This is a genomic window from Nocardia sp. NRRL S-836 (genome assembly GCF_001279525.1).
Lineage (GTDB): Bacteria > Actinomycetota > Actinomycetes > Mycobacteriales > Pseudonocardiaceae > Lentzea.
On sequence record NZ_LGDY01000047.1, the window covers coordinates 46018 to 72662 of the forward strand.

15 protein-coding genes and 3 pseudogenes are annotated in these 26645 nt (G+C 65.7%); 12 read left to right on the top strand and 6 right to left on the bottom strand.

Annotated elements, in window-relative coordinates:
* Window positions 1–114: 114 nt before the first annotated feature.
* Both ADL03_RS46600 and ADL03_RS06500 read right to left on the bottom strand, forming a co-directional pair.
* A pseudogene (locus tag ADL03_RS46600) lies at window positions 115–999 on the bottom strand (IS5 family transposase).
* 47 nt (window positions 1000–1046) lie between these two features.
* A pseudogene (locus ADL03_RS06500) lies at window positions 1047–2046 on the bottom strand (IS481 family transposase).
* A 181-nt stretch (window positions 2047–2227) separates the two neighbouring features.
* On the opposite strand from ADL03_RS06500, the pseudogene ADL03_RS50695 reads away from it, so the two are divergent.
* Window positions 2228–3244: pseudogene (locus ADL03_RS50695) on the top strand (IS5 family transposase).
* Between the two features lie 19 nt (window positions 3245–3263).
* Here the strand turns inward: ADL03_RS50695 and ADL03_RS46610 are convergent.
* The 4 genes from ADL03_RS46610 to ADL03_RS46620 all read right to left on the bottom strand — a co-directional run bounded on the left by ADL03_RS46610 (window position 3264) and on the right by ADL03_RS46620 (window position 4901).
* Window positions 3264–3710 (bottom strand): hypothetical protein, encoded by a 447-nt coding sequence (locus ADL03_RS46610; RefSeq protein ID WP_157528127.1) that lies wholly within the window; start codon window positions 3708–3710, stop codon window positions 3264–3266.
* 60 nt (window positions 3711–3770) lie between these two features.
* Window positions 3771–3926 carry a hypothetical protein gene (locus tag ADL03_RS49405; RefSeq protein ID WP_231641576.1) on the bottom strand — a complete coding sequence of 52 codons (156 nt, stop codon included), beginning with the start codon at window positions 3924–3926 and terminating at the stop codon, window positions 3771–3773.
* A gap of 133 nt (window positions 3927–4059) precedes the next feature.
* Window positions 4060–4527 carry a hypothetical protein gene (locus tag ADL03_RS06515; protein ID WP_053732443.1) on the bottom strand — a complete coding sequence of 156 codons (468 nt, stop codon included), beginning with the start codon at window positions 4525–4527 and terminating at the stop codon, window positions 4060–4062.
* 224 nt (window positions 4528–4751) lie between these two features.
* Window positions 4752–4901, bottom strand: coding sequence for a hypothetical protein (locus tag ADL03_RS46620; protein WP_157528133.1), 150 nt, complete (start codon window positions 4899–4901; stop codon window positions 4752–4754).
* 286 nt (window positions 4902–5187) lie between these two features.
* On the opposite strand from ADL03_RS46620, the gene ADL03_RS06520 reads away from it, so the two are divergent.
* The 11 genes from ADL03_RS06520 (at window position 5188) to ADL03_RS06555 (ending at window position 26488) form a co-directional block, all read left to right on the top strand.
* A complete protein-coding gene (locus tag ADL03_RS06520) occupies window positions 5188–10512 on the top strand; it encodes a sacsin N-terminal ATP-binding-like domain-containing protein (RefSeq protein ID WP_053732444.1) in 5325 nt (1774 codons plus the stop codon).
* A 487-nt stretch (window positions 10513–10999) separates the two neighbouring features.
* Entirely contained in the window at window positions 11000–11284 is a 285-nt protein-coding gene (locus ADL03_RS46625; protein WP_157528143.1) for a hypothetical protein, read from the top strand.
* A complete protein-coding gene (locus ADL03_RS06525) occupies window positions 11281–14118 on the top strand; it encodes a tetratricopeptide repeat protein (protein WP_053732445.1) in 2838 nt (945 codons plus the stop codon). Before ADL03_RS46625 ends, ADL03_RS06525 begins: the two co-directional genes overlap by 4 nt.
* Before the next feature lie 132 nt (window positions 14119–14250).
* Entirely contained in the window at window positions 14251–14454 is a 204-nt protein-coding gene (locus ADL03_RS50700) for a transposase (RefSeq protein ID WP_197288150.1), read from the top strand.
* 1212 nt (window positions 14455–15666) lie between these two features.
* Window positions 15667–16473 (top strand): hypothetical protein, encoded by an 807-nt coding sequence (locus ADL03_RS45110; RefSeq protein WP_197288151.1) that lies wholly within the window; start codon window positions 15667–15669, stop codon window positions 16471–16473.
* Window positions 16470–17603 (top strand): hypothetical protein, encoded by a 1134-nt coding sequence (locus tag ADL03_RS46630; RefSeq protein ID WP_157528147.1) that lies wholly within the window; start codon window positions 16470–16472, stop codon window positions 17601–17603. The genes ADL03_RS45110 and ADL03_RS46630 overlap by 4 nt, the downstream gene beginning before the upstream one ends.
* Complete coding sequence (locus ADL03_RS06535) at window positions 17593–20001, top strand: caspase family protein (protein ID WP_082372932.1); 2409 nt, start codon at window positions 17593–17595, stop codon at window positions 19999–20001. The genes ADL03_RS46630 and ADL03_RS06535 overlap by 11 nt, the downstream gene beginning before the upstream one ends.
* 983 nt (window positions 20002–20984) lie before the next feature.
* Window positions 20985–22793, top strand: a complete 1809-nt coding sequence (locus tag ADL03_RS06540) for a pentapeptide repeat-containing protein (protein WP_053732448.1) — start codon at window positions 20985–20987, stop codon at window positions 22791–22793.
* A gap of 334 nt (window positions 22794–23127) precedes the next feature.
* The gene (locus ADL03_RS06545; protein WP_053732449.1) at window positions 23128–25350 is read left to right on the top strand and encodes a tetratricopeptide repeat protein; all 2223 of its coding nucleotides are present in this window, start codon (window positions 23128–23130) and stop codon (window positions 25348–25350) included.
* Between the two features lie 413 nt (window positions 25351–25763).
* Entirely contained in the window at window positions 25764–26102 is a 339-nt protein-coding gene (locus ADL03_RS46635) for a hypothetical protein (protein ID WP_157528150.1), read from the top strand.
* A complete protein-coding gene (locus ADL03_RS06555; protein WP_053732451.1) occupies window positions 26099–26488 on the top strand; it encodes an OB-fold nucleic acid binding domain-containing protein in 390 nt (129 codons plus the stop codon). The genes ADL03_RS46635 and ADL03_RS06555 overlap by 4 nt, the downstream gene beginning before the upstream one ends.
* Window positions 26489–26645: the final 157 nt, after the last annotated feature.

A 26645-nucleotide genomic window follows, 5' to 3' on the forward strand; every position in this document is an offset into this window, starting at 1 on the left:
CCGCTCTGCTGTGGGCGGGCCGCGAGCACGTGGTCACCGCTGAGCGCGCACATGCACGCCAGCCCGAACCACAGCAGCAGCTTCGTAGAACGAGGCTAGGGCGTGTCCGCCGGGTCATGATCGGGTTTTGTCTGGTGTGGCGCGGATCCAGTCGATGATCTCGACCAGGTCGTTGGTGGCTTGCCAGTGGCTGACCAGCTTGTCGTAGCGGGTGGCCACTGCGCGGAACTGCTTGCGGCGGTTGAACCCTCGCTCGACCTGGTTGCGTTGCTTGTACTGGGTGCTGTCGAATGAGGGAGGCCGTCCACCGGCGAATCCTTTGCGCAGCCGGTTGTTGACCTGATCCCGGCGTTCGAGGATCACGGTCTTGATCTTTTTGCTCCGCAGCAGAGCACGGTTGGCCTTGTTGCCGTAGGCCTTGTCCCCGGTCAGTGAGTCAGGACGTTTGCGCGGCCGGCCGGTCTTGCCCGGCCGGGGGACCGCGATGTCGTCCAGCAACGACTCCAGCTGCTTGGTATCGGCGGCCTGACCTGGCGTGACACGAGTCGCCAACGATCTTCCCCGGCCCTCGGCGACAGTGTGGATCTTAGATGTCAGGCCGCCCCGCGACCGCCCAAGTCCTTGGGCTGCCCGCGATTCCTCGGGACTCAGCCCCCTTTACGGGCGCCCGCCGCGTGCTGGTGGGCGCGCACAACCGTGGAATCGACCTGGGCATCCCAGTCGATGTCCCCCGCGGTCTCGGCACGGCCCTGGACCTGCCGCTTGAGCCGCGCCCACGTCCCCGTCCGCCGCCCAGAGGCGATAACGCTCATAACAGGTCTTCCACGGCCCGTACCGCTCCGGCACATCCCGCCACGGTGCACCTCTCCGCATCCGCCACAGGATTCCATTGATCACCCGCCAACGATCACCCCACCGGCCGCCACGTCCCGAGGTCGGCACCGGCAGCAACGGCTCCAGGATCGCCCACTCCGCATCCGTCAGATCACCACGCGCCACAACGTAATTTGATCAAATCCCGCAGTCAGCGTTCCGGCGGACACGCCCTAGTTGTGATGTCCGGGGAGGTTGGTCAGCCGGGTGATGGGTGGCTGGCCTCCGAGGGCGGAGTGGGCTCGGTGGTGATTGTAGAAGTGCAGCCAGCCGGGTAGGGCTGCCCGGCGTTCGGTTTCTGAGTGGTAGTGGCGGGCGTAGGACCAGCCGTCGGCCAGGGTGCGGTGGAATCGTTCGATCTTGCCGTTGGTCTGGGGCGCGGTAGGGCCGCGTTCGTTTGTGCCGATATCGAGGTCGGCGCAGGCGTCGCGCCAGGCGTGTGAGCGGTAGCAGGATCCGTTGTCGGACAGCACTCTTTCGACGGTGACGCCATGGTCGGTGAACCAGGTGATCGCTCGTTGCAGGACGCCGATGGCGGTGGCGGCGGTCTCGTTGGCGTGGATTTCGATGTAGGCGACGCGGGAGTGGTCGTCGATGACGGTGTGCAGGAATGCGGTGCCGACGTTGGGTTCGTAGTGGGCGTGCCGGGCGCCGGTGCGTTTGGCGGTGGCCTCGCGGTTGCGGTCGCCTTGTTTCTTGCCGACGTAGCGCCAGCCGCCGCCGTCGGGGATGTTGCCGAAGTTGGTGACGTCGACGTGCAGCAGCGAACCTGGGTGCGGATGTTCGTAGCGGCGCAACGGTTCGCCGGTGACGCGGTCGATGCGGGAGAGACGGTTGATCCGGCAGCGCACCAGCACCGCGTGCACCGTCGAGGCCGCGAGACCCAGCCGGCCCGCGATCTGCACTGGCCCGAGCCGATGCCGCCAGTGCAGGCACGACGATCTGCCGCACCACTGCATCGGGGGTCTTGGCCGGGCTGTGGTTCGGCCGTGAGCTGCGGTCGGCCATCCCGGCTTCGCCCTCCAGCCGGTAGCGCTCAGCCCATTTACGTGCGGTCTTGGACGCGACAATGAACATTTTCGCGGCCTCGGCCGGCCGCCAGTTCTGCTCGACGATGAGACGCGCCAGGCGTAGCCGGGCACGCGGTGTCAGCGCCGCGTTAGGGTGGGACACGAAGGCCTCCGGGTGGTGAAGCGGTTCCTAGACAGCTCCACTTCACATCCAGAGGCCTTCACCTGTCTTCACGACAAGCCGTCACACACCCAAACCGGAACAACGTCCCTGGACATCACACCTAGGAGCTGTTTGAAGTTCGGATCTAGGTTGGCCGGTGGCGTGCTGGTAGAACACGGATGTGGCACGTTTTGATGTGACCGATGCCGAGTGGGCGTTGATCGAACCGCATGTGCCGGTCGCGGCCACGGGGCCGTTGCCGCGGCGGGTGCGGGACCAGTTCAACGGGATCCTGTGGCGGTTTCGCACCGGCTCGGGCTGGCGTGACGTCCCGCAACGGTACGGGCCCTGGTCCACCGTCTACTCGCTGTTCAACGCCTGGGCCAAGACCGGGGTGTTCCAGGCGCTGATGGACGCGCTGATCGCCGAGGCCGCCTCGCGCGGACAGGTCGGATTGGAACTGGTCAGCGTGGATTCCACGATCGTGCGGGCTCACCACGAGTCAGCCGCCTGGCCGTCGCCGGGGAGACCCTCGATGCACTGGAACAGGCGCTGACCGAGGAAAAAGGGGCTCCGTTGCCCACCCAGCAGCGGGTACTGCGGGTGATCGATCGCAGGTCGCGCAGGATCAGAAAGGCACGGGGACGTCTGCCGATCAAGAGTGTGCCGTCCTCCGGCGGCGCCGCAAGGCACGCGCGAGCGCGGCGGGGCTTGGCCGGTCCCGGGGCGGGCTGAGCAGCAAGATCCACGCCGCGGTCGACGCGCGCGGGCTGCCACTGGCGTTCGTGCTCACACCCGGCCAGGCCGCGGACTGCCCGCAGTTCCAGGTCCTGCTCGGCCAGATCCGGGTCCCCGGCAAGATCGGTCGGCCGCGCACCCCTCCGGGCGCGGTGGCCGCGGACAAGGCGTACTCCCCCAAAGCCAACCGGGCCTACCTGCGCGACCGCCGGGTCACAGCGGTGATCCCGGAGAGGGCCGACCAGCAGCCGAACCGGAAGAAGAAGGGCTCCGCCGGAGGCCGACCGGTCACGTTCGATCCAGCGCTCTACAAGCGACGCAACACCGTAGAACGGTGCTTCCAGAAGATCAAGACATGGCGTGGCCTGGCCACCCGCTATGACAAGTCACCACACAGCTACGAGGGTTACGCCTACGTGCGGCGATCATGTGGTTGAAGATCCTGACCTCAACCACATGATCCAAACCTCAAACAGCTCCTAGCCAAACTCTGGCCACACCAGCAGTCGCCATGCTTCGTTCTGACGGTCTTCTTCGTCGACTGATGTGCTCAGCCGAATCGCGCGAATCGCATAGTGTGGTGCCGTGGGCAAATCGATCGTGACATCGCCAGGTGACCCCGTGAGGCTCGCCAGGATCACACGGCCCGACTCTGCGGTGAAGCGTCCTTCGAATCGCGCGACGTCACCTGGTAGGCCACGATCCGCAGGTGCCTCTGACCAGAGCTCGAGGTCAATATGCGCGGCGATCGATTGATCGGATGCGTGAAATACCGCTCCCCCGCGGTCGGCGCATCCGACCCAGTCGGCATTGGCCGGCCGCTGGATATCGGACACGCTCGCGTCGCTGAAGTAGTCGAATAGCACAAACTGCGAGAACTCGACAGGAATCCTGGCTTTCACCGACTTGGTGAGATTCGCGGTCAATCGACGCTCCTGAGGATCAGCTGTGGTGCGGCAACGTTGTTGCCGCACCACAGCACGGTATCAGTCGCGAATCAGCACGTAGTACGGGTCTTCTTCACCGATGTGGTCGTTCGCCCCGAACTGGCCGAGCAGGTCGCCGGCCTTCTGGTTCTGCCGGGCCAGGACCGGGCGGACGGCGTAGCTGCGATCGGTGTTGTCGTTGATGGTGAACTGCACGCCCTGGTAGGTCGTGCGGAACGGGTATTCGTCGCAGTCGTTGGTCGCCGTCGGGTCGGCGGGGCCATGGCGGTCCTTGTAGTTGGGGCCGAAGTGCTGCTTGCAGGCCTCGATCGCCGCAGCGCCGTTGTTGTCACGGCCGATCTGGTCGTGATACAGCCGATGGAGGGGTGCGCCGTCCGAATTTGCCGGGAATCCAGGCGTTCGGCTTGCCCGCCGTGCCCGGCTTCGTACTGCTCCCGTTGTCGATCGCGCCGCGGATCAACTGTGCGGACTCGGCAACGCGGTCGTCCGACACCGAGAGCTGGAACACGCCGGTCTGTTCGTGGAACACGCAGTCGCTTCCGCGGACGTAGTTGGACGACACCGCGGTCCGGCCCTGGTCACATCGTTGAGGAACAGCGGGGGCGTCGTAGAAGGTGATCGCGGGGGCGATGCTCTGCGGGAGGTAGACGTATGGGTCGATCTCGTAGATCTGGCGCTGTTCGATGCCGAACGGGGACGGATCTTCCGAAATGGTCTGACGGTCAGTCGGGAACTGGATGGTCTGCGTACGTTCCGGGTTGGCCTTCCACTGGTCGGGTGTGCCGTAGTGCGTCACCGTGTCGGGCAGGCAGTCCTTGCCTCCCGCGGCGGGCTCCCAGCACCCGGCCCCGAAGGTCCAGGTCTGCTCTCACGGTCCCTGCGGCCAGCGGAGTTGCTACCGTCCGCGAGCACCGTAGCCAACAGCTGGACCAGCGCGGCCACCGCGTACCGCACCTCCAGGCCACCCCTATACGCGAAGCTCCACGGCTGCGACACCGGACACCGCCGCGGATTCGTCGTTCAGAAGTTGAGCTGTTCCTGGGTGTTGCTGGTCAGATCAGGTTTCAGCAGATCAACCACACCAAACCCGTTCATGGTCTGGACACCGGTGGCAACTCCTTCCTCAGCGGCCGAAATCCAGCCCTGGAGAAGTACACCGGCTGACGACATCCCCGAATCCGCGTACACTCATGAGCCGCCAATCATCCTAGCCTGCCGAGGACCTCAAGCAGCGGTGTGACGAGATGGTGCTGCAACTGGACCTTCTATTGTTCACCCTTCCGAACACAGGACGCTGACACGGTGAAATGCCCGCAGCGACGCTCATGCCGGGCCATGCCAGCCCGCAGAAACCTGTAACGCGAGCGTCCGTGCCGGCGAATGAACGTGAGAAGGACCTCGATCACCGAAAGTGCGAAGGAAGCGCGGGGCATTCATGCGAGTTCAGAACAGAGCTGTGAGCTTCGAGTCGATCGTCCGTGCTCGAGGTGAGGGCGTTGTCCACAGCTACCTGAACAGCAAAGACCCCAGTAACCCCCACCGCAGCGTCAAGAACCTCATCGAAGAGACCACCCACGAGTACGGCGGTCGTTTCCTTCTGGAGCTGCTTCAGAACGCGCACGACGCACACGACGCCGATCACGGCGGCGGACAGGTCCTGATGCGGTTCGACCGGGACGAGGACGAACACGGTGTTCTCTACGTGGCCGACCGCGGGCGGGGATTCGACCACGACAGCTTCGACGCCATCTGCAAACTGGCTCAGAGCAGCAAGACGGTCGGAGAAGGCATCGGCAACAAGGGAGTCGGCTTCAAGAGCGTCCTGCAGATCTGCGAATGGCCGGAGATCTACAGCTGCGACCCCACTGATCCCGAGCGCGACGGGTACAGCTTCCGCTTCGCCACCGATGCCGAGTTGCGTGGGATGACACCCGACGAGGAGTCGTTCCTCAGAGTTCGGCAGGATGTCTCGGCTTACACCGTCCCAGTCCCTGTGGCCACTCTTCAGCAGACCGTCCGGGAACTCCGTCGCGACGGATTCCGGACGGTGATGAGGTTCCCCGTGCGTTCCGAGGTGGCGGCGGCCGAGGTCGAGAAGCGGTTCTCGGAGTTGGAGCGGGCCTCGTCGCCGGTGATGCTCTTTCTGCGTAGGATGAGCGCGCTGTGCTTGAAACGCCGCGGTGGCAAGAAACCGGACAGCGAGGTGGCTCTCAGCCGCGGGGCACAGCCACTCGTCGTGGAGGGCGACAAGACGATCACGGCCGAGGTCGTCACCGTCAACGAGCGGCAACGATTCCTCGTCGTGAGCCGTGACGTCGACCCGGCGGAGCTGCGGGCGGCCTTGCGGCAGTCGGTCGACGCGGAGCTGCTCAACCCGAAGTGGCTCCGGTGGGAGACCCCGGCGCACGTGGCGGTCGCCGTTTCGCTCGACGAACCGGTCGAGAACGGCAGGCTCTACACGTACCTACCGATGGGTTCCGAGAGCACCGCCCCGCTCCCAGGTCACGTACACGCGCCGTTCTACACCGACTTCGCGCGGCGAGGTCTGGTTCGCAACCATCCTCTGAACGCGATGCTGTTCGACGCGGTGGCCGTGCTCGCGCTGGACGTGAACTCGTCGCTGCTCCATAGTTCGCTGGTGGTTCCGGACGCGGACTCTCCAGCACTCGCGGTGGATCTGGTGAGCTGGTCGGGGACCGATGTCGACCACCTCGTCCGGGCGGCGGGGCTGCGACCTGTGCTGCTCCCTTCCACCTCGGGCGACACCGTCGCGCTGGCGGACGCGTGGCTATGGCCGAACCGCGAATGCGAGGTGCTGACCCCTGAGCTCGCTGACCAGGCTCTCGGCATGAGGACCCTGTACGCCGGCTTGGACGGAGACCGCCTCGATCGACTCAGGCAGACCGCGGCCGTCATGGGCGAGAGCATCGACCTCACCTCCAAACAGCTCGCTGAAGCCGTTGAAGCCATGGCACGTTTCGTCGCACGCCAACGCATGGCCGTTGACAGGTGGGATCTTCTCTACGACGACATTGCAGTGCTGTTCGAGCGTGCGGCGGATGCGCTGCAATTGGGTGGCCGCCGGGTCCTCCTGGCCGAGAACTGGAGGCTGGTGGCTTGCCTGGAACCACCGGACCCGGTGCGGGCGAGGATCGGCGGGCGGCCTCAAGTCGCGCGGCGCAGCGACCCAACACCGTTTTTCCCGCCTGTGCACCACCCTGTCGAGGGCGAGCAGGAGATCGACCCCGACGTCGAGCTCACCCTTCCCGAAGGACTCAGCGACCGCGTCGTCCTGCTCCATCCGGAGCTCGTCTGGCACGACGAAGCACGACGAAGCACGAGAGCACGTGCTTTCCTGTCGAACAACGGCCTGGTGAGCCGTTTCGACGCGCGATCCCTCCTGGACCACGTCAGACGGGTTCTGGCGTCCACCGAAGACCGGGACGTCCACGCCGGGGCGTTGCGCTTCCTCCACGATCTCCAGCGGGGCAGCGGCGCGAAGCTCGACCTGCGGACAGCCGGGGTCCGGCTGCCCACCGTGAGCGGGGCGCCCTCGCCCGCCACCCAGGTCCTGTTCTCGTCCGGATGGCCTGGTACCAACGGAAAGTTGCTCGAGAGCGTGACAGCGGTGGACGAGGAGACGTCCGGCGAGCTCAGCGAACTCGCGGGCAGGCTGCTCGTGACGCCGTCACAGCTGCTCCGCGACAACGACGATCGTCAAGGCTGGGTCGAGTTCCTGGGCAAGCTCGGCGTGTTGAACGAGCTTCCTGTTCACCGCGCACAGGAAACGCGCAAGCCGCACGGCAACGAACTCCGCCCGGAACATCTCGCCCTCAACGGCTCCCTGCCGTCCGGCGTCGCCGCTCAGTGGCGAACACGGCTTCCCCGCTTCACCGCGAGGTTCCCCGGGACTCCTTACACCACCAGGACGCCGCTGACGTGGCTTCCTGGGCAAGATCGCGTGGAACACCTCCCCGACACCGCTCGGGTGGCCTACGCCAAGCTGGTGTTGCTGGGGTTGCAGGGCTGGCAGGACGACCTCTTCACAATGACGTGGGAACGTGACCGGCCAGGTGACAAGGATCCTCGGACGATCAGCACGCCTCTGGGCGCTTTTCTCAGCCGCGTACGCTGGCTTGTCGTCCACGATCCTCGAACCCAGAGCGAGCGTTTCGAGACTTTGCAGCGAGCGTGGCTGTTCAAGGAAAGCGTTCCTCCCCGGTTCGCTCCGGTCCTTCGACGTGATCTGCGGGTGCTCGCCGAGACGAACCGACCAGTGCTCAACCGTTTGCAACGACTCGGCATGCCGGTCTGGGACGCGCCGGTCCATGCGGGCCGCCAGCTCGATCATCTGGCGTCGCTGCTCGCGGACGGCCTTGTCGACGCGAACCTCCTCCCCTCGTTGCGGAACACATACCGGAACACTTGGAACATCCTTTTCAAACAGTCCAAGTGGACAGATGTGCCGCAGTCGTTGACGAGACTAATCGTCGCGACCGGCGATCGTCTCGACGCGCTCGGGGTGGCGGACTTCACCGAGGAGGAGCCGGTGGTCGTCACCGAGGACGGCGATGACGACTTCCTGCGCCAGGTCGTGGCCGACTTCGAATACCCGGTGTTGCATCTGGACCGGAACGCTGACGAAGTGCGGACCGCCTTCCCCGGCGACATAGCCGCGCGTCCTGACGAGCTGCTCATCCGGATCCTGCTCGACGGCACCGAGTTCACGCCGACCGGCGACGCCCGGCTCCTCGTCGACGTGCTGCCCTGGCTGGCGACTGTGGTGACAGCTCTCCTGGAACACCGGACTCCTCCCGACCAACGTCCCGGGGAAAGCAGGCTGGCGGACATCGCCACCGTCCTGGCCGCCGTACGAGTCGTCATCGCGGAGGAAGTCACGGTCGAAATGGCCGGAGAGTCCAGGCCCGCACCGGCACGCATGCGCGGTGTGCTTCCGGTCCCCGACGCACAACACCCCACACTCGTGTTCACCCGTGCCGCACAACCGTTCAGGATCACCTGGGAGTTGGCGGACGCCGCGGCAGAACCTGTTCTCCGCCTGGTCAACCAGACTCGGGCGACTCCGCTGCTACGCCTCGCGATGGCGCGGCTCCGGCAACCCGGTGTCGAACCCGAGGACGTACTGGACTTCGACCTGCTGGCCGATGCCTGCGAGGTCGAGCCGGCGAATCTCGCGCACACAGCACACCACCTGGGCAGCAGCCCCCTGGATGCCCTGGAAAGGCTCCTGCCCGTTGTGCACCAACTCTGGGGCCCAGAAGCCGCTGCCGAACTGCACACCGCGATGTCGGCCTCTGAGGGACATCCGACCGAACTGGTGGCGCGAGAAATGCTGCGAGAGGCCGCACCGGTCTCCGCGATCGACGCCGACCTCCTCTTCGAAACCTCGCAGCGCACAAGCCATCTCGACGAGTTACGCAAAGAACTCAGCATCTCTCTCGAGGGAATCAACGACGCCGTGCGCACGATCACGCCCCACGAGCCGCTGATCGACTACAGCTCACAGCACGCGGAAAGCTTCCGGCTGGGCGTTCTTCGCCCGGACAACCGCCGGCAGCTGGTGAATCGGCTTCGCTGGGCTTTGCTCCCCCAACACGCTGCCGCTCAGCCGATCGACAACTGGCTTCAACTGCGCGACCTGACCGCGTTGAGCGCACCTGACGCATGGCGGCACGTGCGGGACGAGATCACCGAGGCGGAGATCCTGATCTCGGCAGCGGAACAGCTGACCAGCCTGATTCACACCACGCTTCCGACTGAGGGCCCGGAAATGATTCTCGTGGAGCAGGCCCGGGAGGTCAACCGCGCCTTCGCCGAGCAGATGCTCCAGCAGGCCGCACCCCTCGTGCACGCATGGCTGCGCAAGAATGGTGGAACAAAACCCGCAGTCGACCTCGATTCGACGTCCACACTCCACGCGGTGAACGCTCTCTCGGCGGCAGGTGCTCTCGACTTCACCGTCCTGGACAGCGATCAGCTCATCTCGTGGCTGCGCACGGTCGGGGTATGGCCGGCCGGGATGCCATCGAGCACCGATCCGGCGGAGCTGGACATCACCGATCAGGACCTGAGCACGGAAGCGACGGAAGAGGAACAACAACGGGAGAAGCGGCACAGGGAGCGACGCATCCTCGATGTCGACGGCACCCCGCTCGACGTGCAGGACGGGTTGGAGGCCTTGCGCCGGACCTTGACGACTTCGCTCGAGAACAGCCCAGGATTCCTCACAACTCCGGCGAAGTTCACCAGGTTGGCACCGGTGACGGCCACAGGACCGCGCTCGGCGAGCACGCAGACCGGCACCCGGACATCCAAACAGCCGTCGCGGACGTCACCGGAGCAGCTGAACGCCGTCGGGTTCGCCGGCGAATGGCTCGCGTATCAGTGGTTGCTCAACCGCTTTGCGGACCGTGTGACCGAACAGTGCTGGAAATCGAGGAATCGGGCGGCCTGCTTCGCGGGAGATCCTGGCGACGACAGCCTCGGGTACGACTTCAGCGTCCCGTTCAGCGGCGGTGACCGCATGTTCGAGGTGAAAGCCACCTCCAGAGACGGCGGCGAGATCCAGCTCGGAGAGACCGAAGTCCGCTGCGCCCAGGAGAACGCCAGGAACAACCGCTGGAGGCTGCTCGTCATCACCGACGCGCTGAACCGGTCGCGGCAGATCATCCAGCTCCCCAACCCGTTCAGCTCCTCCTCGCGCGGCTTGTTCTCCTTCGTGGGACACGGCGTTCGCCTGCGATACAGACAGGCGACGTAACTTCCGCCTGATTCTTCCCCAGCTAGAGGCTCGATTGGTCCCAGAAGATCTCCAGGCGGGGCGCGGATCGTGCTCGCTCCGATCGAGTGGGCAAGTCCACTCGCCAGGACAGGTAGTACTCGTCCCAGGTCGCGTAGTCCTTCTGTCCCGCGGCTCAGATGCTCGTCTAGCCACCTCCGATGTCACCTATCCATGCAGCAGACCCCTACGACGAGCGCCGCGTACCTTCTGCGGTAGGAGAAGAAGTGCACAAGTCGATGATCGCCGCTGAATCCGAGGCATTACTTTCGCACGCGGCAACGAATTCCATGCGAGGTGGACGAAGGGACCCAGTCCAGGATCTGACGGACTGGCGGACCCGCCGGCTCGGACAGATTCGTCGGGAACGATGGCAGCTCGCGCTCGGTCACCGCGAACGGCACGACTACCAGTGCCAGCAGCGAGACCGCAGCCACCAGCCGCAACCACCACGGGGCTCGCTGGCGGCTTGATCAACTGGGCGGCCGGCACCAGCGTGCTGCTGGCCGGTCTCGACGCGGTCGACCAGGCACCGAAGAATGTGACCGAGCGGACGCTGCTGACGTTCCACAGGGAGATCGCGACGGTCATCCCCGCCGTGGAACTTACCGCCGTGATGGTCATTGGCATGCGGCGCAACCACTCCATGCGCTCACTGAGGCTAACGCGAACTTGCCAGTGCACAGCACCGCGTCATCCAGGAGGCGGGGGGACGTTCGAGCCAAAAGGCGAGGTCTCACAATTGCGCACATGAAGTTAGTCTGGCGGCAGTGGTACGTGTGGACGAACAACCTCCTCGCGGTAATCCTGGCGATCACTATCAACCTGCTCACCGACGACGCGACCACCGCACTGATCGCGTTCGTCGCCATCCTGGCGATCCTCCAGTTCGTGATGGCGCGGTTTCAGGGCGAGAAGGAGTACCGTGCACAGCAGTCTGCACGAGACGCCCTGTTGCGACCGCTGCAGCCGCCCACCCCCGCCCGAACGAAGTCATCGTCGCCGTTGCACCTGCTGACCGCTCCATACAGCCCGACACCACTGTGGGGCCGTACTGCGGAGCGGCGTGCGTTGCTCAAGTGGTGCACTGATCGGGACGAGGGCGCAGGTGTCGTCCATGTGGTCTCGGGCCCGACCGGCGTGGGTAAGAGCCGGCTGGCGCGGGCAGTCGCTGAGGATCTTCCGGACGAGTGGGCGTCGGGCTGGCTGCTGAGTGCGGACGGCCTCGTCGAAAGGATCACTGCATGCCTCGAGCCAACCCTAGTGATCGTTGACGACGCCGAGCAGATTGCTGAACTGGACACACTTGTGTCGCAGGCGATTCTACACCCGCGAAGCGTGAGGTTGCTGGTGCTCACCCAGGACGCTGAGCTGTTGGCTCGACAGCATCACGCGATCGCTGCTTATCTGTCGCAGGTGACGTCGTTGAAGCCTGTGGGCGAGTTCAGCGACTGGCAACGGTGGTTTGGCGAAGCAGCTCGTAGTTATGCGCGCACACTTGAGATCCCGCCTCCGAACCTTCCTGTCGAGACGTCCTTTAACAGCAGCGATTCGATGCTGACCTTGCACGTACGCGCGCTGGTCGCCGCGTTGAACCGGTCCGGTGCTCACGCGTCCACCATGCGGCAGCTGAGCACCGAACTCGCCGAGATCGAACAGGAGTCTTGGAGGACTGATCTCGCCGGTCTTCCGATCGGCTGCGACTTGAGCGTGCTCGGCGAGGTGGTCACCACATTATCTTTGCTGCCGGCTCAGAACACGCACACCGCTGCAGGGCTGCTGCGTCGACTGCCGCAATTCGCGGAGGACAGTTCGCAGGAATCTCGTTTCGCTCTGGCGAGGTGGGCGAGGAGCCGTTACCTCAGCAGCCCCGACCATCGCCTCGACCTCGCGCCGCACCTTATCGGAGATCGACTCGTCGTCGACGTGCTCACGCGATGCCCGTCGCTCCTCGATGATGGCGCATCGGCATTTCCTGCGCTGGTCCGTGCTTACACTAACTACCCCGATGCGCTGCCGATGCTCATCAACTGTCTGTTGCAACAGGGGAATGAGCTCGTGGCGGGCATCCGCACCGTCATCTCAACGTGTTCGGCGGACCGTGAGCTGGACCACGCACTCGGCGACGTCGTGACCCAAATCGACCCGAACGAGCTCAAAGTTTTGATCGGCTATCGCATTCCTGAACGATTTCCGCAGGTGCGATGCGCAGTCGGGTTGATGCTCGTCAATCGCGATCGAGCGCTGACCACGGAAGGCGTCGAACAGCAAGCACGAGTCAACCTGGCGAACTCGCTGTACGAGCTAGCGATCGACCTGCTGAAGGTCGACCGCGCCGATGAGTCCCTGGTCGCCGCGGTGGAGGCTGCCGCTCTTGGCAGAGAGCTTGCGAAAAGCGGACCCGTGCACAGGCAGTCGACCTACGCTATGTACCTCACCCAATGCTGCGACAGTTCGGTGGCAGCGGGCAATCTCGACAACGCGTTGACATGGGCGCAGGAGTCCACTGATATTCTCCGAACGCTCGCGTCCGATGGCCCCACACATCGCCAACAAGACCTCGCACGGGCACTTCAAAAACAGGGCATGTTGCTCGAACACATGGACAAAACGACCGAAGCGCTGTCCAACTTGCGAGAGTCCGAATCCATCTGGCGGAAACGCGCCGCCGACAGACCGGGAAAATTTGAAGTACAGCACGCCCAGTCACTGGTCGATCTTGCGCACTGCCTGCGGTCGGCGAACCAGTTGCGGGACGCCCTCCACACATTAGAAAAGGCCGCGAACACACTCAGCGCAGTCGTGCAGGATGGCGCCGACGAGCACCGGTCCTCTCTAGCAGCGGCCTTTCAAGGTCTCGGCACCGCACATTGGGAACTCGATCAGCACCAAGAAGCAGTGGAGGCCGCTGAGGCCGCAGTCACGATCTGGAGACAGCTCGCTCTCGAAGAACCACACAGGTTCCGTCCAGAACTCGCCCGCGCGGTGGGCGATTTTGCGTTGTGCCTATCGTCAGCGGGACAGCACACCGACGCGTTGACGCATGCCCAGCAGGCGGCTGCAATTTGGCGCGAGCTCCGACGCTCCAACCCAGGTGGTCACAGGGCGGCAGTGGCCCGGGCCACGAGCTATCTTGCCATCATCCTCGCCGAGTCTCCGGACCGCCGCAACGACGCACTTGTCGCAGGCACGACAGCGATTGCGGAGTGGAAGGCGCTCCGGGCAGAGGAACCCGCCTTGTACGGAGCTGAACTCGCCTTCGCGTTGCGCAACCAAGGAACAACTCTGTTGAGCGCGGGAGAACGCGACCAAGCACTTATCACCTGCAACGAAGCGGCAACCCTCTGGCGCAGCCTGAGCGACGCCCGTCCTGAGCGCCATGCACCCCAGTACGCGGTAGCGTTGGGCACCGTCGCCGCCTGTCTGTCGGCGCTGGGCAGGACAGACGATGCGATCGAAGCGCAGCGCAACGCGGTTCGATTGTGGCGGGAGTGCGCCCAGCGCGACCCTGAGTTGTACGAGTCGTCCTACCGAAGCGAGTGGGATCTCCTAAACAGGCTTACCGGCGAGGTGACCCCGTTCAACTAGCGTCCTCAGTTCTCGATTCGTGTGCAGTGGCGTGCGACGGAGTCGAGGATCTGGCCGGCGGTCTTGGTAATCAGTTCAAAATGAGCTGGCGTGTCGGCTTGCCCGCGGCGCAGGAAGTTCCAAGATCGTGATGTGCGCGAGGAGGTCTTGACCGACAAGCTATGGGTTCGGCTGGAACCGTTGATTTCGGCGTACTCGAGGCGTTTCCGCCTTCCGGGTCGTAGGCGTGCCGCTGATCGGGCCGCGTTGGAGGACATCCTCCATGCGGCTCGCACTGGCATCGGCTGGGACCGTTTACCCACCGCCCTGTCCAATGCCTTAGGTGCTACCCACTGACGGCCGTTGACCGAATGGCATGAGGCCATGAAGGCCAAATCGTCGGAGCAGGTCGGTTTCGGCGAGGGCGAGCGGCACCGATGAGCGCCCCGTGGGAGTCCTCCCTCCGCCTCGCCCACGGCCTGCACCGACGACTGCCCGAACGCGCCTCGCGACCTCATCGTCGAGGTGCGCACACCACCGATACCCCTACCTCCGCCCGACCGGCTCTGGACCCTGGACCGAGCCGCGCGCGCCGCGCGCGTCGCTCTCGGGTCGGTGGTTTTCCGCGACACCGACCAGCAGCTCACCATCGCCGGCCGGTGGACAGTGAACGGCGGGAGACTGCTCGGGCCGCTGATACTCGCTCTCGCCGCGCTGGCCATCCGCGATCGAGGCAAGCGGTAACGCATGGTCAGCTCGATGGCCTCACGGTGTACAGACCTCCGGTCGTAGCCGTGGGCCTGCACACCGAATCACTGAGCAGCGACCGCGTCCTGGCAACGGGCGCACATCTTCTCACCGCGAACGGCATCACCGACGAACGCGTGCTCACCGACAACGACGCGTGCTACCGATCCCGGCTCTGGCAAATGGGCCTACGCCCGCCTCTGCAACACCGAGACCGAACACCGAGACGCGTTCCCGCGATCGCTGCACACCTACAATCCACCGCGCCACACCGCACTCAAGGCCAGCCCCCGCCAGCCTCGTTCCGAACCGCTCAGGGCAATACAACTGGTCCTCGCAGCGAGCACCAGTTCGTGAGTCGTAACGTTTAGGCCAACCGTACGATCAAGCATGTGCCCGTCGCACCGCTTTGCTACGTTGGTCTGCTCACCCCAGCGTGGTGAGAGGCAGGTGCATCGACTTGCCCCGTCGGACGCAGTCACCACCTCCTCGAGACACGTCAACGTGGTGCCGACGTCCGCGAAAACCGTTTCGGAGCGCACCATGACAAGCAGCGACAGACCGAGAGGTCATTTTTCACCGGTACGCCCGTTGCTGGCCGGAGATGTACTCGGCGACGACGTTGTGACGGGTTTCGCCTGGCAGTCCTGTGACAACGGCGCCCCGTCGACACACTTGGACGACAAGTTGTTGCTGGTAGGCGACGAGACCCTTGACGCACCACCGGAACGACCCGTACCACAGACCTCCGAAGGAGCAGTGGCACGCGCTGCCATGCCACCAGCTGACCTGGACGACGCACGCATACGTAACGCTGTTTCTGTGGACCCGACGGTGCCGCACCGAGTGGATGCCTTGCTAGATCTCCCTGGGGCACCGTGGCAACCGGTTGCCCGGCCGCTGTTCGGCTCCGTGCACGCCACTGGCCATCGGGTCTGGCTGTCGGGCGGTGTGGTGCGCGATGTCGTCAGTGGCGTGGGCGTGCGGCAGGTCAATGACCTGGACCTGTCCGGAACAGTTCCAGCTGGGAGGTTCAGCGACATCCTGTACCAGTCCTTGCGTGCATCGCGCATGGCGGAGTTCCCGACCAGCGTGACGCCGGGATCGTTGGTGTGTGCGGTTATGCCGCCAGGATCGAGGACGCGGCTGATCGAGTACAGAGGTCTGTCCACCGCGGGTTTTCGCTTCCCCGCTGTGGGCAGTAGTCTCGACGAAGACGTTCGGGCACGTGACTTCACTTTCAACGCCCTGTTCTACGACATCTACAATCACGAGATCTTCGATCCAAGTGGTAGGGGCATCGACGATCTCCTGGCCGTTGAACGGAAGTTCGTGGCCCTCAAGGAGACTGGTGACTCCTTCGCACGCGCAGAAGTGGTCGTGCGCGCTCTCAAATTCGCCATGCGCTGGATGCAGGACAGGCCTTCGAACGTCGACGGCATCAACTCGTGGCTCTCGCATGGCGATCCTGCGCTGTGCAGAACCCTCACCAGCAAGCAGTGGCGCACGCTCGCCGAGCGCTATCGCAAGTCCGTGATGGGTTCAAAGGAGGATCAGCGGGCCTTCGCCGACCGACTCGCGGCGCCCGGCAGGGAGCTCCTCGAAAAACTGATCGGGGGCGCCAGGTGACCGCGGTGCACCGCCCGCTCAGCGCCTGGATTTCGCATCTCGACGGATCGGCGCTCGAGCCTGTGAACGACGGAGACGACCGTCACGACGCCCGAACCTTCACTTACTTCGACGAAGGATGGACTCGGATAGCCGTACGCTGGGGTAGTGCTCACGCGCTCGCGCTGATCAACGGCTCCGCGACGGTGGCGGAACTGGACAACTTCGGCCGTCCCATCTCCGCCACGCCAAGCATCGCCGCCGCGGTCGAACGCGTCGAAGAGAACTGGCCGCACGTGCATCCAGATCCGGCGGACTTCGCCGAAGCATCCATTCCGCTGCGCTACTGGCTACTTCAGCGTCTCGACGAGGAGGGTTCACCGCCGGACGAAGCGTTCGCAGTGCTGCCATGGGAGCTGCTCGACCGTGCCGTCGCATCGCTGTTGATCACTCTCGAGAATCCGACGTCGCCGGGAGAACTGGTCGAGATGAGGCACTGGCTCACCCCGGCGGTACGCGGTCTCACCGGACCGTTGGAGCAGCTCGACCACGGGCTGAGAACCGGCGACGAGCGCATCACGCGGCTCGGCGCTTCCGGACTGCTGGACAACCTGCGACACATTCGGCTGACGCGGGTTCCTGCTGGCTCACTAGGCGCGCTGTCGAAGCTCGTATGGCGTCTCGCGACGAGCGATCCAGCGTTCGCTGAAGCGGAACGTCTGATCCAGGCTCGAATTCGCGATGCGTCAGCTCCTCGTACGACGTCGAACCGCCCTGCGGTGACGGAGATCGAGATGCGAGTGGGACGCGGAGGTAGCCTGGACGAGCTGGTAAACCTCCGCAACTGGCTGCACGCCTACGATCAGCTCGATGTGCAGGTCAGGCTTGTACGACCTCCCGCACTGTCCGGTCATCTGGGTGGTGCGGTGCAAGCCCTCGTCTTCGCCCTTTCAGGTCCTGATGTTGCGCCAGGTGGATTCGCTGTTCGGGTGTTCGCGAGGGCGCTGTCGGCCTGGGTCGCACGTCGCAGAGTCCAAGTCGAGGTGACGCTTAGGAACACCGATGGTTCAGCAAGGACGGTCGTTGTCTCCGCCGACCACGATGCAGCCGTGGCCATCCGGTCTCTCCTGATCGACGATCATGGCGCGTGAACAGGCTTTCAGGTTACCGGAACCACAGCGCACACGCGTCTTGCTCATCGGCATGTCGACCTACGACCAGGCCGACCTGCACGACCTGCCGATGGTGCCGAACAACCTCCAGGCGCTCAAAAGAGTCCTCACCGATCCAATGCTCGGCGGTTTGCTTCCCGAACACTGCAGGATCCTCCTGAACCCCGACCGCGTGCACCACCTGCTCGAAGCGATCACAGAGGCCGCCAGCGAGGCCGAGGATTTCCTGCTCGTGTACTTCGTCGGACACGGCGTTCTCGATGATGACGCGGTGTTACGTTTGGCCGTGCGGGAGACGCAAAGCGCGTATCTCAGAAGTACCGCCGTCGACCTCCTTGACGTGAAAAAGGCCATCCGTCCCAGGGCGAAGCGCAGGGTGCTGGTCTTCGACTCGTGTTACAGCGGGCAAGCCATCAAACACCTGCTCGGTCCCGTCGAACCACTCGTGCGCGCCACGAGCTTGTTCGACGGTGTCTACGTGGTCGGATCCGCCGGCGAGTACGACCCTGCAGCAGCACCCGAACACGAACGCTTCACCGTCTTCACCGGCGAACTCGTCGATCTCCTTCGCGCTGGCATATCAGAGAAACCCGCGCTGCTAACCCTGCACACGGTTTTCGCCGAGGTACAAAGACGTCTGGCCAACAAGGGGCTGCCGAAGCCCCGCCTCGGTTCCGTCGACACCGTCGGCGGGATGGCCCTCGTCCGCAACGCCGCCGCGGGTCCAGGCGAAACTGAACTCCCACCTCAGCCGGAGCAAACCCCGGCCGCGGAGACCGAGCAGGTCGTGTTCCCGGAGGCTAAAGGGCCGGGGCGTCTGCTGGCATACCTCGCCGCAGCAGCTGCCGCTGGCGGACTTCTCGAACTGCTGGACCGCGCGCAGCCGCCTCTGCAACAGGTCTCAGTCGGCGCATTCGCGGCATGCTTGTCGCTGTGGGCGTTGTGCGCCTTCTACGTTAACGTCCGCATGCCAGTCCCATATTCGTTGACGATCAACCACGATGTGCTGTCCCTGAGGGTGGGCCGAAAGCGACACCTGGTGCAGTGGGAGAACATTGACAAGGTCGAGTTGGAACGCAGACCGAACGAAAGCTTCGATCTGCGGATACGGCAGTCACGCAGTGCGATCCCAGTGCGCACCAGCAGGTGGAAGGCGGGCCCACGACCATCAGACGACGGAGACGGGTTCTACATGGCCGAGATCCGCCGTCTCCGTGCTGACGTCGAAGACGTGGAGTCCGCCTTGCAGCGCTTCGGTGGCGCAATGTGGCACCGCTGTCCAGACATCCCCACGACTCCCACACCAGTCAGGTTGCACGGAACCCACTTCGCAACGAAACCGCACCTTTTGACAGCGCTCGGGATCTTGCTGCTTCTGGTCGGCCTGTCCCCGTTCGCAGCGCTGGCCACGCATCCGAGCCCGTGGGTCGTGGTGCCGCTCTCACTGATCTCACTGCCCTGGTGTCTTCCCGGCGTGCTCGTCCTGCGCGCCGCACGCCGACCCGCCACGCTGGAACTAAGCACAGCCGGCCTGCGGTATCGCCGAGGCGCACACGTTTTGCGACTGGACTGGGCCGATATCGATCTGATCACGGCGATCGGGCGCCTCGGACCCGGCTTCGGACCAAAGTTCCTCTACGTGCGCCGACGCGGATCGGTCGACGGCGGCGGTGAGCTGCTGTGCGACGTCTTCTCTTTGTGTACCAGCAAAGACTCTATCGTCAAGGCGATCACCACCATTGCGGGCGATCGGTGGCAACCCGGCTTCCGTCTGGACACCGAGATTCGCCGGGACCAGAACGGCACGATCTTCGGAGGCAGAACAGCCTCTACGCAAACCGCACTCGCCGCTGCGCTCGCGACGGCCGTCTCGACGACGTTACTCTCGGCGCTTCCCTTTCAGGAACACCAGCAGAACAGCAGTGCGCTTTGGGTGCCAGCCTGGCTTTTCAGCAACTTCCTGCTGCTGGCGAGTTTGGCTGCCTGTTTACTCCTGGTGCGTTCCAGGTGCACCCTCACGCTGGATCCCACCGGTATCGCAGTCCAGAAAGGACGGCGGACCGCGAAGCTGCCTTGGGAGCGGATCAGACACGTCCGAGTGATGAAGATGCAGAAGGTCGTCCGTCAGAAGCATCGCAGTCCTCAGGTGACTACGGTGCACGCAATCCAGGTCTCACTTACTTCCAACCAGGAGAAGGCACCCGCGTCGTGGCTATTCGCACCGTGTTTCAGGCGCGTCAACGATATTTTGATGGTCTGTCCGGTCGACGCGCTTTCCTTCCACCTCAATGCATCGGCGTCCGCGCTCGATGCAGAACTTGCCAAGTTCGCCGGACCGCAGCGGTGGCTGCCTCCGGTCACGCACGACAGGACATGACGGTGGCCGGGCGCATCGACCGCGTCATCGCCGCGTCACCGTGGGAGCACGGCCACCCAGCAGGTGAGTGTGTTGCGGCCTCACTGGTCCAGTTGCTGGATCCTTACTGCGGTCAGGTCACCGACTGCGGCCATGTGGCTGTGGCACAACGACGCCGCCTCGTCTCGCGCCGCCGCAGGCAGGAACGACGATCGCCCCGCCGAGGTCTTGCTGTCACCGCAGCGATGACCCTGCAGTAGGCCTACCCACTCGACGGCATCACGCAGTCACGCGCCACCACGGTCGGCTCCTGAGTGCGGGCCTTCGAGCGCCTTCGTACCTCAGCACCCGGATTGCCTCGTTGGTACGGCCGCGGTGAGGCTACCGAAGACCTGCCAACCGTGTTGAACCACGCGTCGAGCACGTCGCCCCGCAGAGTTGATCAACCCCGCCACGCTCACGATCAGCGGGTGTTCGAGGTCGGTGAGCGGGCTTCTCTTGAATGGAAGTGGTGTGTTCATGGGTTTCCGAGGTCCGGTGCCGAAGCGAAGCGATCGGCCCGTGCGGCGGAACAATGACGGTGCATCAGCAACGGAGAAGGCGACCGGGAAGGTGACCGCGCTGGGTGCAGTTTCCGCGCCTGCGCTGGGGATCAAGAATGCGCACCCGCTGAGGGTCGGCTTCTACAACTCGCTGCGCGAGTCCGCGCAGGCGATGCCAGCGCGGTGGCCGTAGCGGGCCGACGTCGGGCACTACCTCACCAGCCGCCGCACACCGGGAACCAGGCGCCGTGCTCGGCGCCTTGCGGCGGGTGTGCGACGCGGACAGCAGCAGCCCGACGGTAATTTCGGCGGGTAGTCGGCGTCACCGCCAGGTACTACTGCGGCGCGCCGGGGGTCATGTTCGACTACATCACGACGAGAATGATCTCGCTTCGACTTGTTGTACCCGGGTGACCCGCGGAGGGTGATGTGACACGGCCTGCTGAGGGTGAACGGTCCGCCGTGGTCGGGTTCGGTGGACAGTTCGAGCTGGCTGCGCATGTCGTGCTCGCCAAGCTCCGCACGCTTGAGTGGATCCGCGTGGCCGATCCTGCCGCGGGAGTCGCGGACGACTTCCAGTTCAAATCCAGCCAGCGCCGGCATGCGCTGCAGGTGAAGTGGTCGCAGTTGCCGGGCTCGTTCACCTGGAGCGACCTGACCGTGGGTGAGAAGGCAAAGAGGGACAAGAAGGCCGAGCCGGGGCTGTTCGCCAAACTCGCCGAGGCGTGGCAGCGGCTGCGCGCGACGTCGACAGCCCCGCTCACGATTTACCTGTGCAGCAACAATCACCCGTCGAATGCGAAGGCGACCGGCAAGTCACCCATCGCGAGCGCCACCGCGCCGGGACCGCTTAGCTTCGCCGCGTTCCTCCACCAGGCCTACCGGCCCGCCCGAGAGGCGATCGAGTCGGGTGTCGCCAAGTGGACCGACCTCGCGCTGCTGCCGGAGATCGAACAGTGGTCTGCGGTGTGGGATGCGCTGCGCGAGCTGAGCGGCCTGGCCGACGACGACTTCGTCTTGTTCGTCGGTGACCTGGACCTGGTCTTTGGGTTGCAGCTCGCGAACCCGTTGCAGCGGCCCGATCCCGCACCGGTGGACCTGGATGTCGAGCATCTAGCCTCGACGCTGCAGAAGCTCGTGGCCGATCCGGCACGTCCGGTCGAGCTGACGCGTGAGCAGCTGCTGGACCGGCTCGGCTGGGCTGACCGGCTCCAGTACCGGCACAGGCACCTCTTCCCGGTTCCGGTGGCGTATGCGCGGAATGAGGCTGCTCGGGAGGCTCTGGAGTCGGCACTCGGCGAGGTGTGGGGCGGTTACCTGGCATTGGTAGGGCCTGCCGGCTCCGGCAAGTCGACCTTGCTCGCGACGATCAACTTTCCGGGCCTCGTGGTGCGCTACTACGCGTTCGTGCCGGACGCGCCCGACCCCCTGAGCGGCCGGGGTGAGGCCGACAGTTTCCTCCACGACCTGTCCCTGGGGCTGGAGGAGAGCGGTTTGTATCGCACCGGGGTCGGCAACGACCTGCGCAGTCGCCAGGCCGTCCTGCTCGACCTGCTCGACCGGGCCGGACGTAGGTGGGCGACTCGTGGCGAGGCGACCGTCATCGTCCTCGACGGGCTTGACCACGTCCCCCGCGAACAGCGGCCCAGCCGTTCCATGTTGGAGGAGCTGCCCGCGCCCGCGGCGCTGCCTGACGGCGTGTTCGTCGTCCTCGGTACCCAGACGGTGGCCGTGGTCCCGGACGCCGTGCAGGCGGTGCTGGCCGATGAGCACCGGACCGTCGTGCTGCCACCGCTGGCATCCGCTGAGGTGGAGCAGATGAGATGTTCCGCCGTGTCATCACGCTCGCGGCTCGGGCGGGCGGGGCCGACGAGCTGTCGCGGCTGCTCACGCCGAGTTCAACAAGGCGCAGTTCGCCGGCGACGCCAGGTTCAGCGAGGCGCAGTCGCCGGCCGCGCCGGATCCTACAGGGCCCAGTTCGCCAGCGTCGCCGAGTTCGGCGAAGCGCGGTTCTCCAGCATCGCCAACTTCGGCGTGGCTCAGTTCGCCAGCGTCGCCGAGTTCAGCGAGGCTCGGTTCGCCGGGGACGCCGAGTTCAACGAGGCCCGGTTCGACGGCAACGCCAGGTTCGACCAGGCTCAGTTCGACGCCGCCTGGTTTAACAAGGCGCAGTTCAGCCACACGGCCCCATACGAAGTTAAGCCCTACCTACGTCCCAGTAGCAACACCCCACAACAAGCCCCGTCCGACAACCCCGACCCCTCCGCCTAGGTCTGCACGGCCGCCCGCTGCACATCCAGGTCTAGAAGCCGCAGATCAGCGGCTTCTGCGGTGCGCGGTTCCCGTCGTACAAGGGGGCGGCGCCATCACGTCGGGCGCTGGTGGACGGCGACGACAGGCGGTCTGCTGGGCTACGAGTTGTGGTTGGAGCGGGACCGGCTGGTCCTGCGGACTTCGATCCCGAGTAGTCGACATCGCCTCCCAGCCGGGTGCGTTCGAGGGTTGGTGTTCGTCCGTTCGGGTGGTGACGTCTCAATATCCCAGGCTGGACGGGGTGATCGTCCGATAGCGTCGGTCTTCCAGGCGGTGGTGCCGGGGGTGGGGCATGACGGTCGAGGACCAGCACGAAGACGACATCGGCGAGGCGGGTCCGCTGGGTGAGCAGCCACCTGTCGTCGAGGTGCAGAACACGGTGGTCGCGACCTCGGTGTCGAGCGTGGTGCAGGCCCACACGGTTACCGGCGGCGTCCACCACCATCACCCTGCTGTTCCGGGGTGGCCGGTGCCGCGGCAGTTGCCCGCCGTCCCCTCGGGGTTCGTCGGCCGCGCCGCCGAGCTCGACCAACTGACCGCGGCCCTGGCCCGCTCGGCAGAGGTGTTGGTGGTGTCGGCGATCGGCGGGGCCGGGGGCATCGGCAAGACCTGGCTCGCCCTGGCGTGGGCGTATCGGCACCTGGAGCGGTTTTCCGACGGGCAGCTGTTCGTGGACCTGCACGGCTTCAGCCCCGCCGGCGACCCGGTGGAGCCGGCGGTGGCGGTGCGCGGGTTCCTCGACGCCCTGGGCGTCGAGGCGAACCGCATCCCCGCCGACCTGGACGCCCAAGCCGCGCTCTACCGCAGCCTGGTGGCCGGGCGGCGGATGCTCATCGTGCTGGACAACGCCGCCACCAGCGAGCAGGTCGTGCCACTGCTGCCCGGCTCGCCGTCCTGCACGGTGCTGGTCACCGGTCGTCACCGGCTGGCCTCGCTGATCGACCGGCACGGCGCCCGACATCTGCCCTTGGACGTCCTGTCCCGGGAGGAGGCGCGCGGCCTGCTGGCCGCCCGCCTGGGCGCGGACCGTGTCGCCGCCGAGCCCGAGGCGATGGAGAAGTTGATCGGCTTGTGCGGGGGCCACCCGCTGGCGTTGTCGATCATCGCGCGCACCGCCGAGCCCCACCCCGATGTCGCGTTGGCCGAGGCCGCCGCCGAACTGCGCGATCTCGGGCTGGAGGCGCTCGACCACGACACCGACCCCGCCGCCAGCCTGCCCACGGTGCTGTCCTGGTCTCTGCGCCACCTCATCGACACCCAACGCACGGTGTTCGCGTTGCTGGGCATCGCCCCCGGCCCGGACACCACCCCGCCAGCCGCCGCCGCTCTCACCGGTGTGCCCGACCGCCTCGCCCGCAGGACGCTGAGCGTGCTGGAGAACGCCTCGCTGCTGGAACGGCGGCCGGGCGGCCGGTACGTGATGCACGACCTGGTCCGCCGCTACGCCGCGGACACCGCCTACACCACCCTGTCCGCACACATGCGGGAAGCGGCCCTGACGCGCCTGGAAGATTTCCACCTGCACACCGCCCACGCCGCAGATCGCCTCCTGCACCCCCACGACACGCTCGTGCGGCCCGAGCCGCCCGCGCCCGGCGTGCACCCGCACCCGCTGCCCGACGCCGCCGCGGCGGCGTCCTGGCTGGAGGCCGAGCATGCCACCCTGCTGGCCACCCAGCGCAGCGCCGCCGCCCTCGGCCACCACCACACCGTCTGGCACCTGGCCTGGAACCTGACCAGCTTTCACCAGCGGCGAGGACACCTGCGCGATGAGGTCACCATGTGGCAGGTCGCACTGGACGCTGCGGACCACCTGCCCGACGCCGCCACCCGCGGCCGCACTCACCGGCTCCTCGGCCTCGCCTGCTCCCGGCTGGACCGACACGAACAGGCCACCACCCACCTGGAACAGGCCCTCGACCTGGCCCTGCGCCACCACAATCCCGCCGACCAGACCCTCACCCACCGGGTGCTCGCGGCCGTCTGGGGACGACGGGGGGACGATCGGCAGGCCCTGGAGCACGCCCACCACGCCCTCTGCCTCGGCCGCGCCCTCGACCTGCCGGTGTTGGAAGCCGACGCGCTCAACGAGGTGGGCTGGTACGCCGCGCGCCTGGGCCGGTTCGACACCGCCCGCGAGCACTGCCAGGCCGCCCTCACCCTGCACCGACACCACCACAGCCCCGGTGGCGAGGCGGGCGCTCTGGACAGCCTGGGCTACATCGCCCACCACACCGGCGACCACCAGCAGGCCCTCGGCCACTACCACCACGCCCTCACCCTGCGCCGCGGCCTCGGCGACGCCTACCTGGTCGCGGACACCCTCGAACACGTGGGACACCCTCACGCCGCCCTCGGACAACACGAGCGGGCCCGCACGGTATGGCGGGAGGCACTGGAGCTGTACCGGGACCAAGGCCGCGACGATGACGCCGAACGCGTCCAACAACAACTCGACGACCTCGACACCCATGATGCCGACCCACCATCCCAGGGCGTCGAAACGGCCAACTAGATCCGGACAACGGCAGGGATGGACGCGCCGGTCTACCTTGCGGGCCGCAGGTCAGCGAGCTGATGCTCCGCCAGATTCGTGTGGAACGGACAATGTCCTGTTCGCACGGAGGTGGCGGTTCGGACCTAGTTGGCGGAGGTAGTGGCAGAGTTCGGGGGGTATACGGCGGCCGGTGCCTGCGTCACCAAGATCAGCCGGGAGCAATGCTCGGCGTGCTCGATCTGAAGCTCGTCGGGCGCCAGCTCGGAGCCGTCCACCAGGCGCGCCAAGTACGGGCGTTCGGCCCTGGTCAGAGACATGGCGCGCGATGATTGTCTGACGAGCAGAAGACGCGAAGGGGCGAGCTGGTGGCGCCCGGTCCTGGTGATGGTGCTGCCGGTGTTAGTCAGCGCGGCGGCTGCGATGGTGGTGCTGTGCACCGAGCTGGCCCCAACACCGCGCCCGACCGGCTCGACACCGTGCGCACCGGGCTGGCCGTCGCCGCCGGGATCGGCGCGCTGATCATCCTGGCACTGGCACTACGCCGCCAGCAGGCCACAGAGCACGACGCCACCGAGCGGCGCTTGACCGAGCTGTATGTCAAGGCCGTCGAACAGCTCGGGTCGGACAAGGCCGCCGTGCGTCACGGCGGGCTTTACGCCCTGGAAAGGGTCGCTCAAGACAATCCCGGCCACCGCCCGCCCGGAAAAGCCCAGGGCAGCTCCCGCACACCAGCACGATCGGCGACACCGCTCCCACGTTGCCCGGCATGAGCACCTGGGACCTGGTGTGTGCGGACCTGTGGGGTACCGGCATCAGCCTGGGCACCCATGCCATCGAGCTCGTCCGCGACCACCTCGCTACCCTCGACGCACTTCCCGTCGCCGCCCTCGCCCATGTTCCGCACGGCACCCACGTGCTCGTCGGCGGCGCCCTCACCCACCGCCAGCGCCCACCGGCCGCCGGTGGAGTGACGTTCCTGAACCTCGAGGACGAGACCGGCATGCTCAGCGTCATCGTCAGCCCCGGCGCGTGGAACCGCTACGGCAAGATCGCCCAGCGCAGCTCCGCCCTGCTCGTCCGCGGAATCCTCGAGCGTGACCGCGGCTCGATCAACATGCTCGCCGACTGGATCGACCAGTTCACCTTCGCGGGCTGACGGTGAAGCATAGTGCTCAGCAGGCTCACTGGCCTTGCAGGTCTCAACCCTCGCTGCACTTCCTCAAAAAAGACCGCACCTGATCTGCACTTGTGCAGCCGATATGAGACCCGGCCATCAGGGTGGAGTCGGTCACGGCGGCTCAGCCATCGAGGCT